Genomic DNA, 16,594 nt, shown 5'->3' with positions numbered 1-16,594 from the left:
GTACCTTCCTAGACTTCCGTTCACGCATCGAGGTGCCGGTCGGCGGCCGGCCCTCAGGCGACCGCCATCTCCGAGTCTGCCCGCCGCGCCCGTCGCAGCAACGCCGCCGCCACGAACCCGCCCAGCAACACGGCCACGGCACCCACCAGCTGACCGGCCCTCAGCCCCTCGGCCAGCCCTCCGGAGGAGCCGAGCACGGCCCCGAGGACGGCGACGCCGAGGCCGTTGCCGAACTCGGCCAGGGTGCCGTTGACGCCGGCCCCGACCCCCGCCTTCTCCGGGGGAATCGCGCTCATGATCGCATGTGCCATCGCCGGGTTGGCGATCGCGCACCCGCCCCCGATCAGCAGCAGCCCCACCAGCGTCCCGGCATAGCCCCCGGCGTCCAGCAGGGCGATCGACACCAGCCCGCCCGCCATCAGCACCATCCCGAGCGCGATGGACGCCGGCGTCCCCAGCCGCGCCGCCCACTTCGCCGACAGCCCCGAGAAGTTCAGGGCGACGACCGTGAGAGCGAGCGGCGCCGTGCGGAGACCGGCTTCGAGCGGCCCGTAACCGAGCACCAACTGCAGATGCTGGGTGAGCAGGAAGAGCGCGCCGCCCATGCCGAAGGTGATCAGCACCGCCCCGGTGACCGCCCCCGTGAACCGGCGGTCCCGGAAGAAGTGCAGGTCCAGCATGGGATGCGGAACGCGGCTCTCCCAGTAGGCGAACAGGGCCAGTACGGCGACGGCCACGCCCGCCGGGGCCAGCACCCGGCCCGAGAGCCATCCGTGCTCCGGCCCGGAGATGATCGCGAACACCAGCGAGGCCATCCCGACGGTGGACAGCAGCGCGCCCGGCAGGTCGGGGCGGTCGCCGCTCGGGCTCTTCGACTCCGGTACGAGCGCCACCACGGCCACCAGGCCCAGCGCCGCCACCGGCAGGTTGATCAGGAAGATCGCGCCCCACCGGAAGTGGTTCAGCAGGAACCCGCCGATCAGCGGTCCGGCCGCGAAGCCCAGCGCGTTGACCGCGGCCCACACGCCGATCGCCCTCGGCTGCTCCTCGGGGGCGAAGATCTGCATCGCCACCGCCAGCGTGGTCGTCAGCAGCAGCGCCCCGCCGACTCCCATACCGGCCCGCGCGGCGATCAACTGGCCCGTGGAGCCCGCGAGTCCGGCCGCCAGCGAACCGATGCCGAACAGGGCGAGCCCCGCGATCAGCATCTTCTTGCGGCCGTAGCGGTCCGCCGCGCTGCCGGCGCTCAGCAGCAGGCCGGACTGGACCAGCGAGTACGCGTTGATCATCCACTGGAGGTCGGAGGTCCCGGCGTGCAGCTCCCGGGTCAGGGAGGGGATCGCCACGTTCAGGACGGTGTTGTCGAGCAGCACGGTGAGCTGGGCCAGGCAGATGACACCGAGGATCAGCCAGCGGCGGGGGTGGCCCTGGGCCGGGGTGTGGGGGGACGGAGACATGCCATACACCGTATAGCTGGCTGCTATACGGTGTACAACACGTTTTCCGTCAGATCTTCGGGCCGCCGGTCAGCTGCTCGCCTTCTGCGTCAGGTCGTAGAAGGTCGACGAACCCACGGTCACCTTCTTGAAGTTCTTCTCGACCCAGGAGGTGATCTGCGAGGACGTACCAGTGCTGCTGCCGCCCATGCCGCCTCCGGTGCCGGAGGAGATGAAGTAGTGGATCTTGCCCTGCGCCACGTACTTCTGGAACTGGGCCAGCGTCGGGGACGGGTCGGTGCCGTTGAAGCCGCCGATCGCCATCACCGGGTCGCCGGTGGAGAGCTGGTAGCTCGCCGCGTTCTGGGCGCCGATGGCCGCGGCGACCCAGGTGTACTTGGACGAGTCCGTCTCCAGCAGCTTCTTGGCCGCGGAGGAGACGCTGGCGCCGTTCAGCAGGCCGCCGGCGCCACCGCCGCCGCCCATGCCACCGCCGTCGCCGCCCATGCCGGGGAAGCCGTTGCCGTTCTGCCGGCCCTGGGTGCTGCCGTTGCCCTGCTGGTTCTGGCCCTGCGTGCTGCCGTTGCCGTTCTGGCCCGGCATGCCGCCGAAGCCGCCGTTGCCGTTGCCCGTCGTGCCGCCGCCCGGGAAGCCGTTGCCCTGCTGGTTCTGGCTCTGGGAGTTGCCGTTGCCGTTCTGGCCGCCCGGCATGCCGCCGCGCGTACCGCCGCCGCCGGGACCGCCCATCATGCTCGCGCCCGCCGGACCGGCCGTGACGATGGAGCCGGTGTGGCCCGTCTGCAGGGTGCTGATGGTGTACGCGGTCGGGCCGGCCAGGGCGGCGACCAGACCCACGGCCGCCGCCCCGAGGGCCAGCTGCCGGTTGATCCGGCCCGCGAAGATCAGGCCCAGCGCGGCGGTCAGACCGCCGATCAGGACCACGTACTTCAGCCACGGCAGATAGCTGGAGGTGCGGTTGAGCAGGACGTAACTCCACACCGCGCTCGCCACGACCGCGCCCGCGAGGGTGATCGAGGCCCAGGTCTCCCTGCGCTTCTCCCACAGGACCGCCGAGCCCATGCCGATCACGGCGGCCATGTAGGGGGCGAGAGCGACCGTGTAGTACTGGTGGAAGATGCCCGCCATGTAGCTGAAGACGACCATGGTCATCAGCAGCGAGCCGCCCCAGACCAGGAACGAGGCGCGGGTGGCGGAGGTCCGCTTCAGCTTGCGCGTGGCGACGAGGCCGGCGACGAAGAGGATCAGCGCGGCCGGGAGCAGCCAGGAGATCTGGCCGCCGACCTCGGAGTTGAACATCCGGTTCCAGCCGGTGGCCCCCCACATGCCGGTGCCGCCGCCCCCGCCACCGCCGCCGACGCTGCCGGTCTCGTCGCCGTTGAGGCGGCCGAGGCCGTTGTAGCCGAAGGTCAGCTCCAGGAAGCTGTTGTTCTGCGAACCGCCGATGTAGGGGCGGGAGGACGCGGGCCACAGCTCGACGATCGCGACCCACCAGCCGCCGGAGACGACCAGCGCGAGCGTCGCCGCGGCCAGCTGTCCGAACCGCTTCTTCAGCGACACCGGCGCGCACACCGCGTACACGATCGCCAGCGGCGGCAGGATCAGGAAGGCCTGCAGGGTCTTGGCGAGGAACGCGAAGCCGATCGCGACCCCGGCCCACACCAGCCACCGCGTCCTGCCGTCCTCGACGGCACGCACCACGAAGTAGCAGGCCAGCGCCATCAGCAGGGCCAGCATGGCGTCCGGGTTGTTGAACCGGAACATCAGCGCCGCGACGGGAGTGAGCGCGAGCACCGCGCCCGCGATCAGACCGGCCCCGGGGCTGAAGCGGCGCCGCACGGCCGCGTAGACCACGGCCACCGCGCCGACGCCCATCAGGACCTCGGGGAGCAGGATCGCCCAGGAGTTGAGGCCGAGGATCCGGACCGACAGCTCCATCGGCCACAGGGACGCCGGGGGCTTGTCGACGGTGATCGCGTTGCCCGCGTCCAGCGAGCCGAAGAAGAACGCCTTCCAGGACTCGCTGCCGGCCTGCACGGCCGCCGAGTAGAAGGAGTTGGCGTAGCCGGAGGCGCTGAGGTTGTAGAGGTAGAGCAGGAGGGTGGCGGCCAGCAGTCCGAGGAAGGCCGGGCGCGCCCAGCGGGGGTCCTCGGGGCGGCCGCGCCACAGTCTCCGTACGAAGGGCTGCTGCGGCTCACCGGCCCGGGGCTCCGTGGGGGCCGGCGGCTCCTGCACGGCCGTGGTGACCGTGGGCGCGGGGGGCGGCCCCCAGGAGGAGGGACCGGGTCCCCCCTGATACGTCGTCTGGTCGTAGTGGGTGGTCATCGGGCGTCCCTCGGATCGGTGTCGGTCGGACGCACCGGCTGCAGATGCATCGTGGCGTCCTCCCAGCTGCGGTCCGCGACTTCGCCGGCGCGGAACGGGGTGGTGTCGTGGCCGCGGTGCGCGGCCGGGCGCTGCGGCAACGGGGGCTGCGGCTGGTACTGCGGGAGGGGGGCCGTCATGTACGTCGGCGAGGACGGGGTGTGCGCGGCCACCACCGTGGACGGCCGGCTGTCGTCGCGCTCGGGGAAGACCCAGGCGCGGAAGAGCAGGAAGCGCAGCACGGTCGCCGCGAGGTTGGCGGCGATCAGCACCGCCAGCTCGGTGGAGTGCGCCGGGTCGGACGTCGCCGCGTTCAGGGCGGCGAGCGAGCCGCTGGTCAGCGCGAGGCCGATGCCGAAGACGACGAGGCCCTGCGCCTGGTGGCGGACGGCGCCGCCGCGGCCGCGCACCCCGAAGGTCAGCCGCCGGTTGGCCGCGGTGTTGGCGACCGCGGAGACCAGCAGCGCGAGCGCGTTGGCGAGCTGCGAGCCGCCGAACTGCCGGAAGAGGCTGTAGAGGACGAGGTAGAAGAGGGTCGACAGACCGCCGACGACACAGAACCCGACGAGCTGGCGGGCCAGTCCCTTCGGCACGTCCTGGATCTCGCGGTCGCGCGGGTCGTCGCCGAACGGGCGGGTGATCCGGTCCAGCGGCAGCGAACCGGTCGCGAGCGCCTTGCCCACCCGCCACACGCCCTTGAGGTCCTCGGTCGCCGTCTTCACGATGTGGACGGTGGAGTTCGGGTCGTCGACCCAGTCGACGGGCACCTCGTGGATACGAAGACCCGCGCGCTCCGCGATGACCAGCATCTCGGTGTCGAAGAACCAGCCGGTGTCCTCCACCAGCGGCAGCAGCACCTGGGCGACGTCACGCCGGATCGCCTTGAATCCGCACTGCGCGTCCGAGAAGCGGGCCTGCAGCGAGCCGCGCAGGATCAGGTTGTACGTCCGGGAGATGAACTCCCGCTTGGGACCGCGCACCACCCGGGAGCTGCGGGCGAGCCGCGAGCCGATGGCGAGGTCGGAGTGGCCCGAGATCAGCGGGGCCACCAGCGGGAGCAGGGCGTTGAGGTCGGTGGAGAGGTCCACGTCCATGTAGGCGAGGATCGGGGCGTCCGAGGCGGACCACACGGTGCGCAGGGCGCGTCCGCGGCCCTTCTGCTCCAGGCGGAAGTTCCTGACCTCGGCGATCTCCGACTCCAGCCGCGACGCCACCATCGGGGTGGTGTCGGTCGACGCGTTGTCCGCGATGGTGATGCGGAACGCGTACGGGAACGTGCGCTTGAGGTGGTCGTGCAGTCTCAGCACACACGGCTGGAGGTCCTTCTCCTCGTTGTAGACGGGGATCACTACGTCCAGGACAGGCGTACCGGCGTCGCCGGCCGGGAGGTGCTCCCGCGCCGGCAGGGTGCCGGGAGAAGAATCGGTTCGCATGGAAACGACTCTGGTCAAGTGCCCTGTTGCACCCATGTGCCGGCACTGTGCTGCACCTGTGAGTGCGACTCCCAGTCCGTCTCAGGAGCCGGGTGGGGGACCGCCGGGGCGAGCGCCGGCAGATGGACGGTGAAGACCGTACGGCCCGGCACGCTGTCCACGGTCACCGCGCCGCCGTGCGCGGTCGCGACGGCCTGCACGATGGCGAGGCCGAGCCCGGTGGACCCGGTGGCACGCGAACGCGCCGAGTCGCCGCGGGCGAACCGCTCGAAGACGTGCGGCAGCAGGTCGGGCGGGATGCCCTGGCCGTTGTCCTCGACGTCCACGCACATCCACGGGCCGCGCCGCTGGATGCGTGCGGTGACGGTGGTGCCGGGCGGGGTGTGCTTGCGGGCGTTGCCGAGGAGGTTGACCAGCACCTGCTGGATCCGGGCCGCGTCCGCCGACACCAGCGCCGGTTCGTCGGGCAGGTCCAGCCGCCAGTTGTGGTCCATGCCGGCCGCGCGGGAGTCGCTGACGGTGTCCACGACCAGCGGGATGAGATCGGTCTGCTCGAACTGCAGCGGGCGCCCCGCGTCGAGCCGGGCGAGCAGCAGCAGATCCTCGACGAGGAGGGTCATCCGCCCGGCCTCGGACTCGATCCGGCCCAGGGCGTGCCGGGTGTCGGGCCCGACCTGCTCCCGCCCGCGCCGGGTCAGCTCGGCGTACCCGCGGATGGAGGCGAGAGGAGTCCTCAGCTCGTGACTGGCGTCCGCGACGAACTGCCGTACCCGCATCTCGCTCTGCTGACGGGCGTGCAGGGCGCCGTGGACGTGGTCCAGCATCCGGTTGAGCGCGGCGCCGACCTGGCCGACCTCGGTGTGCGGATCGGTCTCGGACTCGGGCACCCGCTCACTGAGGTTCACCTCGCCGGTGTGCAGGGGCAGTTCGGACACCCGGGTCGCGGTGGCGGCGACCCGCCGCAGCGGCCGGGTGGCGACACCGACGAGCACGTAGCCGGCGATCACGGCGGCTCCGAGACCGGCGGCGGTGACACTGACCTCGACGAGGATCAGGGTGTTGATGGTGTTGTCGGTCTCCTTGGTGGGGAGAGCGACGTAGTAGTTGCCGTTGGGGCCATGGACGTACGAGACGCGGTACGAGCCCAGACCCGGGATGTCCACCGTGTGCTTGTTGGCGTCACGGGCGACGGAGTTGAGGGCCGCCAACTGGGCCTTGGTGAGTGACACCGCGCTCATCGAGAACGTGGAGGTGGACTTGTGGCCCACCTTGCCCTCGGTGGCGGAGCCGTTCACGACCTTGGCGGCGATCGTCGACGACGCGGGCTGCGGCCCCCGGGTGACGAAGTCGCTGAGGTCGGTCGTATGGGTACTCGTGGGTGCGTTGTTCTGCCCGTTGCCCTGCTGGCCGGGCATGCCGTTGCCGTCCTTGCCAGGACCACCCGGTGCGAACGCACCGGACGCGCGCTTGCCCACCTCACCCAGTTGCTGGTCGAGCTCGTTGTACAAATGCGACCTCAGCGCCAGCGTCGTCACCGTGCCGATCACCGCGCACACCACCGCGATCAGCACCACGGACGCGACGACGAGCCGCGCCCGCAGGGTGCGCGGCTGTCCCGCTCGTCGCTTCTGCGTGCGCGGCCGTCGTCGCCCGCTCATGAGGCGGCGGGCTTGATCAGATAACCGGCCCCGCGCCGCGTGTGGATCATCGGCTCCCGGCCGGCGTCGATCTTGCGCCGCAGATACGAGATGTAGAGCTCGACCACATTGGCCTGCCCACCGAAGTCGTACGACCACACCCGGTCGAGGATCTGCGCCTTGCTGAGCACGCGCCGCGGATTGCGCATGAGGAAACGCAGCAGCTCGAACTCGGTCGCGGTGAGGTGGATGTTGTCCCCGGCCCGCGACACCTCGTGGCTGTCCTCGTCCAGGGTGAGGTCACCGACCACGAGCACGGAGTCGGAACGCCGGTCGGCGGCACCGGAGCGGCGGATGAGACCCCGCAGCCGCGCCACGACCTCCTCCAGGGAGAACGGCTTGGTGACATAGTCGTCGCCGCCCGCGGTGAGTCCGGCGATACGGTCCTCGACCGCGTCCTTGGCCGTCAGGAACAGCACCGGCACGTCCGGCAGTTCCCGGCGCAGCCGCCCCAGGACGGTCAGCCCGTCCATGTCCGGCAGCATCATGTCGAGTACGACGGCGTCGGGACGGAACTCACGAGCGGTCTGGATGGCTCCCGTGCCGTCTCCGGCCGACCGTATCTGCCAGCCCTCGTAACGGAGGGCCATGGACAGCAGTTCGGTGATCGACAGCTCGTCGTCCACCACAAGCACTCGGACGGGGCTCCCGTCCGGCCTCAGCAGTTCGGTGCGCCCCTGGGGCGAGGTCGTGGTCATGGTGGACAGACTGTCTGGATCCTCTGAGAGCACCCTTTCGACAACCTGTGATTTCTCTGAGAAACGCACAGGCGCCTCTCAGGGAACCCCTGGGAAGCTCCTTGACGCGAGGGGCTCCGGAAGTGGTCTCACAGTCCGAACAGCCGCGCCCCGTTGTCGTGGCACACCGCCCGCAGCCAGTCGTCGCCGAGGTCCAGGCGCTCCAGGGCGTGGAGTTGGTGGAGGTAGGGGTACGGGATGTTGGGGAAGTCGCTGCCCAGCAGGACGCGGTCGCCGAGGTCCGCGAGCCGGGGCAGGGCCCGCCCGGGGAACGGCGCGAACCGTTCGCCGAAGTCCGTGAACGCCATCGTCGTGTCCAGCCGCACCTCCCGGTACCGCTCGGCCAGGTCGAGGAAGTCCTCGTACTCGGGCATCCCCATGTGCGCGACGACCAACCGCAGCCGGGGATGGCGGGCCAGCACGCGGGCGATCGGCTCGGGCCCGGTGTGCTTGCCCGGCGCGGGTCCCGAACCGCAGTGGATCACCACCGGCACGCCCGCCTCCGCGAGCAACCCCCAAGCGGGATCGAGGAGTTCGCTCGCCGGGTCGTACGCGCCCACCTGCACGTGCGCCTTGAAGACCCGCGCCCCCGCGTCGACCGCCTCCTGGACGTAGGCCTCGACCCCGTCCTCCGGGAAGAGCGTGGAGGTGTGCAGACAGTCGGGAGTGCGGGTGGCGAACTCGACGGCCCAGCTGTTGAGCCACCGCGCCATTCCGGGCTTGTGCGGGTAGAGCATGGCGGTGAAGGCCCGCACCCCGAACTCCCGTATCAGCGCGACCCGTTCCGCCTCCTCCGCGCGGTACGTGATCGGCCACTCCACCCCGCCGGTCAGCGCCCCCAGCGAGTCGAAGTAGCCCCACACCTTGCGCAGCACGCGCTCGGGCATGAAGTGCGTGTGCACGTCGACCAGCCCCGGCAGCCCCAGCCGCTCCCAGAACCGCCGGACCTGCCCGGCCTCCGCCATCTCAGCCATACGCCCTCTCGAACCCGCTCGCGCCGGTATCCAGCCTCTACCCCTCTACCCCTCTACCTCTACCTCGATCTCTCATCCCCTCCTCACCCGCACCCACGCCCGGGTGTGCGGAACAGCCAGGCAGAGCAGAACAGCCAGGCAGATCGGTCCGTCAGAAGAGTCCGTCCTGAACGCCGTCCGCCTCCCTCACCCCCCTCACCTCTCTGACCGGAGCGGTGACGCCCTCCTCGTCCCCGCTCGGCACTATGTCCCACCCCGTCATCAGCCGCGTGTCGAGCACGACGACCCCGCGTCCCGTCGCGAGGTGCAGATCGGGCCCCGCGGCCGCGAGCAGCTTCCCGCTCACCCCGCTGCCCGCGGCCAGCTCGGTCACCTCCCCGGTGGCGGCCGGGAGGCCGGTGAGCCCGAACGCCCCCACATGGTCGACGACTTGGCACGACTCCCGCCGCAGCGACTCCGGCCAGGCGGTCAGTGCGCAGGCCCGGCCGTGCAGCGCCTCCACCTCGGCCGCCCGCTCAGCCGCCGACGCCGGCAGCCGGGAACGGACGGCGCGCTTCTCGCCGTACGGGATGCGGTCGGGCACCCGGAGCGCGGCGCGCAGCAGTTCCTCCGTGCGCCGGGCCCCCATCAGCGGACCGAGGCCGAGCCAGCTGAAGCAGACCGCGCCCTGCTCCAGCAGCCGCGCCGAGCCCCGCTCTTCGGCGGTGATCCCGACCTTGACCATGCCGGGCCCGAACCACGCCAGATACACGTGGTACGGGCGCGGGTCGTCCGCGATGGTGTCGGCGGCCACGGAGTGCGCCCGGTCCAGCCGCGCGCACTCCTCGCACCGCGCCCCCGTACTCCGTCCCGGCACCGCCGCCCGCACCGGGCACGCATGCCCCCGCGCTCCCACACATGACCGCACACCCCCGTCCGCGACCCTGAAGGCCACCCGTTTCCCCCAGGTCAGCGCGCTGCGCCGACCACCGTCCCACGCCAGCACGGGACCGCCGCCCGCCCACCGCAGCCCCGAGCACTTCCATGCCTGTGCCATCGCCTCCGAGAGTAGACGCCACCACTGACAACGGGCTCCGGCGACGGCATCCGCGCAGGTCAGGGACCCGTGGGCGCCTGCAGCGAGCCGTACGACTCCGGCGAAATCCGGCGGGACCGGCAGGAACCGGCGGGACCGGCAGGAACCGGCGGGACCCGGCTCAGCGCAGGGCCGCGGCGAAGGACCCGTGATGGGCGGCCGTGAAGGCGTGTTCGCGCTCGGACCAGGTGACGCGCTCGGCGATGACCGCGGGTGGGGCGAGCCGACTGGCCGCCCACCAGCGGGCGTTACGGGACTGACGTTCGATGATGGCGTCGACAAGACGGGGACGCGCGTCCGGGCCGAGTCCGTAGGCATCGGCGAGGACGCGGACCTGTGCGGCCTGCGCGGCGACCGGCGACGCCTCGCGCTTGGACGACACGCACCAGGTCCACGCCATGTAGCCGAGATCCTCCAGCGGATCGCCGGGTGCGGCCGTGTCGAAGTCGATGAAGGCGACCGGTGCACCGTCCGGGCCGTTCCTGAAGACGGTGTTGTTCGGGCCGGGGTCGTTGTGGCAGACGACCGGGTGCCCGCCTGCGAGGCGGCACGCGCGCGTGGCGTCGTGCAGCGCGCGCAGCAGGGCGCCGGCGGCGGCGACCTGGGCGTCGGTCCAGTGCTGGAAGCGGGCGGGGACCCAGCCGGGGAGGTAGCTGAGGACGTCCCGTCCGGCGGCGTCGAGTCCGAGGTGCCGCGGGGCGCCGGCGAAACCCGCGTCGGCGAGATGCCCCAGCAGTTCGGCGACGAAGGCGGACGAGGCGCCGACGGGCCGCCGTACCGTGTCCCCCACCCGGACCACTCCCGGAGTGATCCGCCCGCCGGCCAACGGCACCTCCGCCTCCGTACGGCCTTCCTCGCTCACCACGTCACCATCCGGTACGGATCCTCGGGGGTGCGGGCAACCCCCGGGAGTAGGGCCACCTACACCTCCCGTCCGGTGGGAGGCTTCATGGCGGGGGCGCCGCCACAGCGGCATGGTGGAACCGAAGCCGACACGCGCCGAAGGGACATCCGATGAACCCGCCCGAGCCCACCACCACCGCGAAGGCAACCCTACAGACCCCCGCCGAGCCCCCTGACGAGGGCGAACTGACCCTCCTCCTCACCGCCTGGGACCTGGCCCACCCGAGCCTCTCCGACCCCGAATGGCGCCACCTCCTGGACGAACTCGCCCACCCCCGCACCACCCGCGCCTTCCAACACCTGGCGGACACGAAGGCCTGACCCGCCAGGACGTTCCTCGCGGCCGACGCGGCCACCCTCCGGAACCCCCGTTTGCGGGTGTGCCGTTCGCAGCCCGCGCGTACTGTGGTCCGGGTACGTCCAGACCGCGCCCCAGGGCGTGAATTCGTCAATCCCGGCGTGCCCCCACACCTCCGTGCCACCGGAGCACGCCCGGGCGAGCGGAGGATCAGCGATGGGTACAGTCATCACCGACGACGGCACCACCATCTTCTACAAGGACTGGGGGCCGCGAGACGCCCGGCCGGTCGTCTTCCACCACGGATGGCCACTGAGCGCCGACGACTGGGACAACCAGATGTTGTTCTTCCTGGCGCACGGCTACCGGGTCATCGCCCACGACCGCCGAGGGCACGGACGCTCGAGCCAGTCCGCCACCGGCCACGACATGGACACCTACGCCGCCGACGTGATCGCCCTCACCGACGCGCTCGACCTGCGGGACGCGGCCCACATCGGTCACTCCACCGGCGGCGGCGAGGTCGCCCGCTACGTCGCACGCGCCAAGCCCGGCCGTGTCGCGAAGGCGGTGCTGGTGGGCGCCGTACCGCCCGTCATGGTCAAGTCGGAGAGCAATCCGGGCGGCCTGCCCATCGAGGTCTTCGACGGCTTCCGCACGGCCCTCGCCGCCAACCGCGCGCAGTTCTTCATCGACGTGCCCTCGGGCCCGTTCTACGGCTTCAACCGCCCTGGCGCGCAGGTGTCGCAGGGACTGATCGACAACTGGTGGCGGCAGGGCATGATGGGCGCGGCCAACGCCCACTACGAATGCATCAAGGCCTTCTCGGAGACCGACTTCACCGAGGACCTCAGGCAGATCGACGTACCGGTCCTGGTCTGCCACGGCACCGACGACCAGGTCGTCCCCTACGACGACTCGGCACCGCTGACGGTGGAGCTCCTGAAGAACGGCACCCTCAAGAGTTACGAGGGCCTACCGCACGGCATGTTGTCGACCCACCCGGACGTCCTCAACCCGGACATCCTCGCCTTCCTCCAGTCCTGACGGTCCGTCCCCGAAGAACCGCCGAAGGCCCCGGGGCATCGCTCCGGGGCCTGTCACCTGACATCACACACACGCGTGGAGACCCGATCACGTGCGAGAGGCGCTGCCACCCGTGGCACCGACGCTGCCCCGTTCGCCCTGCTGCTCGAGCCGCTCGATCATGTGGTCACTCCATGCGCTGACGGCCGCTGCCTGCTCGGGCGCGAGCTGATCGATGAAGTAGCGGCGGACGTTGCCGGCGTGCGCGACGACGGCGCGCTCCGCGAGGCGGCGCCCGTCCGGCGTCAGCCCGATCCCGGTACGCCGCCCACTGGCCCCGCTCTCGGTACGGACCACGAACCCGCGGCGCTCCATGCGCGTGAGCTGATGGGAGACCCGGCTCTTCTCCCAGCCGAGCGAATCCGCCATGTCCACGACGCGCACCTCACGGCCGGGCGCCCTCAGCAGGGTGACGAGGACGCTGAACTCCGCCTTGGAGATGCCGAATTCGGCCTGCAAGCGCCGGTCGATCTCCTGAAGGAGCAGGCGCTGTGCGTGCATCCACCGGTCCCAGAGATCCCACTCCTCCGGCTTGAGCGCGTCGGGTTCCACCATGCCGGCAAGGCTACCCGGAAGAGAGTTGACGCGACAACTCACCCTTCCTAGAGTTGTCACGTCAACTCTTCTCCGCCGAAAGGCCGCAATGACCCTCCGTATCGGCATCATCCTCGGCAGCACCAGGCCCGGACGCCGCGGCGACCGGATAGCCGCCTGGCTCCTCGACACCGCCCGCGCCCACGGCGGCGCCGACTACGAACTCATCGACCTCGCCCACCACGACCTCGGCAACCTGGACGAGCCCGGCAACCCGAACCACCAGCAGTACCAGCACGCCCACACCCGCACGTGGGCCGAACTGATCGACGGTTTCGACAGTTACGTCTTCCTCGTCCCCGAGTACAACCACTCCTTCCCCGGGGACCTCAAGAACGCCCTGGACTACGTCTACCGGGAGTGGAACGACAAGGCCGCCGGCATCGTGAGCTACGGCGGCTGGGCGGCCGGGGTCCGGGCCGCCGAGGCACTGCGGCTCGTCCTGGCCGAACTCCAGATCGCCACGGTCCGCACCCAGCCGGCCATCCCCCTGCTCCCCGCCTTCGCCTCCGGCACCTTCACCCCCGGCGACGGCCTGCCGGCATCGGTCGCCACGATGCTCGACCAGCTGACCAGCTGGTCGAACGCGCTGCGCACGGTACGAGCGGTGACGGCGACCACGACGACATAGCGGCCCTCGGCTCCCCCAGGACGCCTGCCCGACTCAGCCGCGGCCATGGAGGGGCACCTGGTAGCCGTCCGGGTCCGCGAAGGTGAAAGTGCGGCCGAACGGCCCATCGGCCAATCATGGTCGCAGTGACGGCGGATGACGGTCTCGGCGTCGCAGTAGCCCACGACAAAGCCCCCTCCGGGATGATCCCGAGGGGGCTTTGAGCTGTGTGCACTCGGCAGGATTCGAACCTGCAACCTTCTGATCCGTAGCTCTACAGAGAACGGTCAACGGCGGTCATTTAGGCCGTCGTTCGGTCTCGCAGAGTGGCTGTCGGCCGTGGTCGGTTGCTGGGGTTGCTGTACTTCGCTGCTGTACGCACTGGTGCTTCGATCAGACGGTGTCGATCTGCCAGGCGATCACACCTGTGGACCCTTTGACGCCGTCGACATCGATGCGGACCGGCATCTTGTGGGCGGTGATCCGTCGCTGCACCACTGACTGATCGCAAGGCACATCGGCCTTCGGCCCGGTACTCGCCGGCGTGAACGTCAAGCGTGCGTTGCCGCTGCCGATGCACACCAGGTTGAGCTTGTACGTCTTGCCCTGGCTCAGCGTGGGCTCTGTGTGGATGCCGTCAGTCATGCGCTCCGCGCCGGCCTCGACCATTTTCCCGCTGTGCACGGCGGCAAGGGCCGCTTGGGCCTGGTCGGTGAGCTTCTTCTCCTGCGCCTTGGTTGCGGTCCGAGACGCGCTCGCCGCGTGGGGTGAAGACGTCGTTTTAGCAGGCTCACCGCTGCCGGAGGTACACGAGGCCAAGAACAGTGCCGATGCTGCCACAGCGCATCCGGTGGACCATGCCCGCAGGCTCAAGTCGGTCATGACGAGGTTTCCCAGTACTTCCAGCCAGTCTCGGACGTGGGCAAAGACGCTGATCCATGACCGATCTCAACGGCGTTACAGCGGCTACCGCTGTTCGAACGCCACTTCTTCCAGGTTATTTTGTACCCCCACGAACCGTACTGCAGATGGCCGTACTTGTTCCTGCTGATGTCGTGAGAGTACGTGTGCCCGGTAGTGATGCTCACGCTGAAGCCGATCTTCACACTGACGCTGACCTTGGCCTTATAAACGACGTCGCTGGCCTCGAACTCTCCAGTGCCCGTTACATCGGCCGAGATGGTGCCGCCCCTGGTCACGGACACGGTCATCGTGCCGCCTGGTCCATCCTTGTACTTGGTTCCGTTCCACCACGACGGAATGTGGACGGCCTTCTTCGACGTGATGGTGTACCACGTCTCCGCTCTGTCGCACATGGTCGGCGCCTTGTCGCTGAGCGGTTGATCGTCGGTGTCTTCCCACCCCTGTCTGTCGTTGATGTCTGTCGTCTGGTCGGCAGATATCGTCGTGCTGTCGGAACCTGCGCTTTCAGACGCCGTGCTGTCGGACGGCGCCTCCTCAGCGGCGGCAGTGCCCGCGCTCATGAGGCAAAGAAGCAGTGCAGTGGCAGCGCCGGTCATTGCGCGCCGTGAGCTGATGCCCATGTGACACCTGTTCTGGTGGACCGCCCCCGTGGCGATCGAGCTCTTGGACCGTATGTGATGATCATGCACGCGACAATGACAAAGTGGATGTTCTGAGGAGGACTTGAGGCTTCCACTGGGGGGCTCGGCCCTCGTATCGGGATGGGGGTCTTGGCCTCACCGGTGACGACTTCCGCGAAACCAAGCCGACCGGGTCTGCTGGCTGGCGGGGCCCGACGTGCCGTCGACCTTGTCCCAACACGCTTTCCAACTGTGTTGGTGGGCCGTTGGGGTGAGTGCAGGGGCGTTCACCTGCGTTCATGGACGGCTGGACGCTCACTCGCTCTCGGCTTCCGGTCTCCCCTGAACGGCCGTGAACCGTGCTGAATGAGACGGAAACCGAGACGGGGACCGCGCACAACTTGGGTGACTGCGGGCTTCGGTTGGCGCTAACGTGCGGCGGTGATCAGCAATGAGGGAACACGCCTGGGTGCGGAGGCCGCACGCCGTCTGGCAGAGACGGGCCTCTATGCGTTTGAGCCGGGACTGACGGACGCCGAGTTCGCGCGCATCGAGCGCGAGTACGGCTTCGAGTTCGCAGACGATCACCGAGCATTCCTTGCAGCCGGCCTGCCGGTCAACGTATCTCCCGAGGAAGGGCAGACCTGGTCCAGGCCCTGGCCGGAGTGGCGGGGTGGCGACCTGGACAGCTTGCGTCGACAGCTCGACTGGCCGGTCGAGGGTGTGCTCCTCGACATTGAGCACAACCGGTTCTGGTACGACGGCTGGGGCGAGCGTCCGCCTGACGATGCGGCGGCACTGGATGCGGCGAGGCGTCATCTTGGGGCGGCGCCGGTGCTGGTGCCCGTGTACGCCCACCGATACCTGCCGGCCGGGCGGGGAAGCTTCGGGCATCCGGTGCTCTCGATGTGGCAGACCGATGTCATCTACTACGGGCTGGACCTGGCCGACTACATGCACCAGGAATTCGACGAGGCACGCGGCGACGTCGACGAGAACTGGAACCCGAGGGCAACGGTCCCCTTTTGGCGAGACCTCGTCTGACTCGGCTGCTGGACCGAGCAACGCATGCCATCAGCTTGGGAAGCTTGGGTTCCCTGGCGATGGATGGTGGGATGACCTGCGGCGGAGCGCCGTTGGCGTCAGGTGGATAGGCCACTGGTCCCCGGTATTCCCCGTGGTTCCCCGCGCGATGTGGCAGACACATGCCAAGGTCGGCGGAGCGGCTTTGGGGTGCCGCTGCTTTGGCGCGAGTGATCATGGCCCCGTAAGCTTCCGGCGCGTCGGGCAGTCTGTGGACCTGCCCGGTCGTACCCGTCCCGCCGCGTGGTTCAGGCGGCACGCCGCCCTGCGCGCCGCGTTCACGCACGCCGTGACCGAGGAGGAGATCACCAAGAACGTCGCCTCTCTGGTCAAGGTCCCGAAGCCTCGTCGCCGGCGGATCAAGCCGTGGTCCGTCGTCGAGGCGGGGCGCTTCCTCGCCGATTCCGTGGCGCGCGAAGATCCGCTGTTCGCAGCCTGGGTCCTGGTGCTCTGCCTCGGGCTCCGTCGTGGTGAAGTCCTCGGACTGACCTGGAAGTCCATCGACTTCGAAAGCGGTGAGCTGTACGTCGATCACCAGATCCAGCGCGCGGGCCGTCAGATCCTTCATCGGGAGACCAAGACCGAGGAGCGAGGAAGAGGTGCGGGCCGCGCTCGGCAAGCTGTCCGCCGCGATGGGCGGCACCGACACCGACGCCGACAGCGACACTGACACCGGCTGATCTCGACCGTTGCTGGACTTCACTGCTGTACACCACGACAAAGCCCCCTCCGGGATGATCCC

General features: G+C 69.8%; 15 protein-coding genes and 2 pseudogenes. 5 read left to right on the top strand and 12 right to left on the bottom strand.

Translation table 11 applies throughout. The features are described 5' to 3' along the window. Nucleotides 1-53 precede the first annotated feature (53 nt). From MKW14_RS38875 to MKW14_RS38840, 8 genes are all read right to left on the bottom strand, one after another. The gene (locus MKW14_RS38875; RefSeq protein WP_240871216.1) at nt 54-1,457 is read right to left on the bottom strand and encodes an MFS transporter; all 1,404 of its coding nucleotides are present in this window, start codon (nt 1,455-1,457) and stop codon (nt 54-56) included. Between the two features lie 69 nt (nt 1,458-1,526). Further along, nucleotides 1,527-3,779: a glycosyltransferase family 39 protein gene (locus MKW14_RS38870; protein WP_240871214.1), complete on the bottom strand. Its 2,253-nt coding sequence runs from the start codon at nt 3,777-3,779 to the stop codon at nt 1,527-1,529. Further along, nucleotides 3,776-5,251 (bottom strand): bifunctional glycosyltransferase family 2/GtrA family protein, encoded by a 1,476-nt coding sequence (locus MKW14_RS38865; protein ID WP_240871213.1) that lies wholly within the window; start codon nt 5,249-5,251, stop codon nt 3,776-3,778. The genes MKW14_RS38870 and MKW14_RS38865 overlap by 4 nt, the downstream gene beginning before the upstream one ends. A 14-nt stretch (nt 5,252-5,265) precedes the next feature. After that, a complete protein-coding gene (locus tag MKW14_RS38860; RefSeq protein WP_240871212.1) occupies nt 5,266-6,909 on the bottom strand; it encodes a sensor histidine kinase in 1,644 nt (547 codons plus the stop codon). After that, nucleotides 6,906-7,646, bottom strand: coding sequence for a response regulator transcription factor (locus MKW14_RS38855; protein ID WP_059202906.1), 741 nt, complete (start codon nt 7,644-7,646; stop codon nt 6,906-6,908). The genes MKW14_RS38860 and MKW14_RS38855 overlap by 4 nt, the downstream gene beginning before the upstream one ends. A 128-nt stretch (nt 7,647-7,774) precedes the next feature. Then, on the bottom strand, nt 7,775-8,650 hold the full coding sequence (locus tag MKW14_RS38850) for an amidohydrolase family protein (RefSeq protein ID WP_374116660.1): 876 nt from the start codon (nt 8,648-8,650) through the stop codon (nt 7,775-7,777). 160 nt (nt 8,651-8,810) lie between these two features. Beyond that, nucleotides 8,811-9,695: a DUF2797 domain-containing protein gene (locus MKW14_RS38845; protein ID WP_240871210.1), complete on the bottom strand. Its 885-nt coding sequence runs from the start codon at nt 9,693-9,695 to the stop codon at nt 8,811-8,813. A gap of 160 nt (nt 9,696-9,855) precedes the next feature. Continuing rightward, nucleotides 9,856-10,596, bottom strand: a complete 741-nt coding sequence (locus MKW14_RS38840; RefSeq protein ID WP_240871209.1) for an aminoglycoside phosphotransferase family protein — start codon at nt 10,594-10,596, stop codon at nt 9,856-9,858. A 152-nt stretch (nt 10,597-10,748) separates the two neighbouring features. Here MKW14_RS38840 and MKW14_RS38835 point away from each other — a divergent pair, with 152 nt between their 5' ends. Both MKW14_RS38835 and MKW14_RS38830 read left to right on the top strand, forming a co-directional pair. Next, nucleotides 10,749-10,958 (top strand): hypothetical protein, encoded by a 210-nt coding sequence (locus tag MKW14_RS38835; protein ID WP_240871207.1) that lies wholly within the window; start codon nt 10,749-10,751, stop codon nt 10,956-10,958. Nucleotides 10,959-11,151: 193 nt separating this feature from the next. Continuing rightward, complete coding sequence (locus MKW14_RS38830; protein WP_240871205.1) at nt 11,152-11,982, top strand: alpha/beta fold hydrolase; 831 nt, start codon at nt 11,152-11,154, stop codon at nt 11,980-11,982. Nucleotides 11,983-12,069: 87 nt separating this feature from the next. On the opposite strand, the gene MKW14_RS38825 is transcribed toward MKW14_RS38830, so the two are convergent. Then, entirely contained in the window at nt 12,070-12,576 is a 507-nt protein-coding gene (locus tag MKW14_RS38825) for a MarR family winged helix-turn-helix transcriptional regulator (protein ID WP_240871202.1), read from the bottom strand. A gap of 88 nt (nt 12,577-12,664) precedes the next feature. Between MKW14_RS38825 and MKW14_RS38820 the strand changes: the two genes are divergently transcribed. Then, nucleotides 12,665-13,246 (top strand): NADPH-dependent FMN reductase, encoded by a 582-nt coding sequence (locus MKW14_RS38820; protein ID WP_240871200.1) that lies wholly within the window; start codon nt 12,665-12,667, stop codon nt 13,244-13,246. A 33-nt stretch (nt 13,247-13,279) separates the two neighbouring features. Here the strand turns inward: MKW14_RS38820 and MKW14_RS38815 are convergent. From MKW14_RS38815 to MKW14_RS38805, 3 genes and pseudogenes are all read right to left on the bottom strand, one after another. After that, a pseudogene (locus tag MKW14_RS38815) lies at nt 13,280-13,354 on the bottom strand (VOC family protein); the annotation flags it as partial. A 264-nt stretch (nt 13,355-13,618) separates the two neighbouring features. Further along, nucleotides 13,619-14,107: a DUF6023 family protein gene (locus MKW14_RS38810; protein ID WP_240871199.1), complete on the bottom strand. Its 489-nt coding sequence runs from the start codon at nt 14,105-14,107 to the stop codon at nt 13,619-13,621. Continuing rightward, complete coding sequence (locus MKW14_RS38805; RefSeq protein ID WP_240871198.1) at nt 14,104-14,769, bottom strand: hypothetical protein; 666 nt, start codon at nt 14,767-14,769, stop codon at nt 14,104-14,106. The genes MKW14_RS38810 and MKW14_RS38805 overlap by 4 nt, the downstream gene beginning before the upstream one ends. Before the next feature lie 441 nt (nt 14,770-15,210). Between MKW14_RS38805 and MKW14_RS38800 the strand changes: the two genes are divergently transcribed. Continuing rightward, nucleotides 15,211-15,813, top strand: coding sequence for a hypothetical protein (locus tag MKW14_RS38800; protein WP_240871197.1), 603 nt, complete (start codon nt 15,211-15,213; stop codon nt 15,811-15,813). 261 nt (nt 15,814-16,074) lie between these two features. After that, a pseudogene (locus tag MKW14_RS38795) lies at nt 16,075-16,441 on the top strand (site-specific integrase); the annotation flags it as partial. Between the last annotated feature and the right edge of the window lie 153 nt (nt 16,442-16,594).

Origin of the sequence: Streptomyces gilvus (assembly GCF_022513565.1) — a bacterium.
Lineage (GTDB): Bacteria > Actinomycetota > Actinomycetes > Streptomycetales > Streptomycetaceae > Streptomyces > Streptomyces gilvus.
The sequence above is the reverse complement of the archived record's forward strand: the minus strand, read 5'-3'. Positions and strand labels throughout refer to the sequence as shown.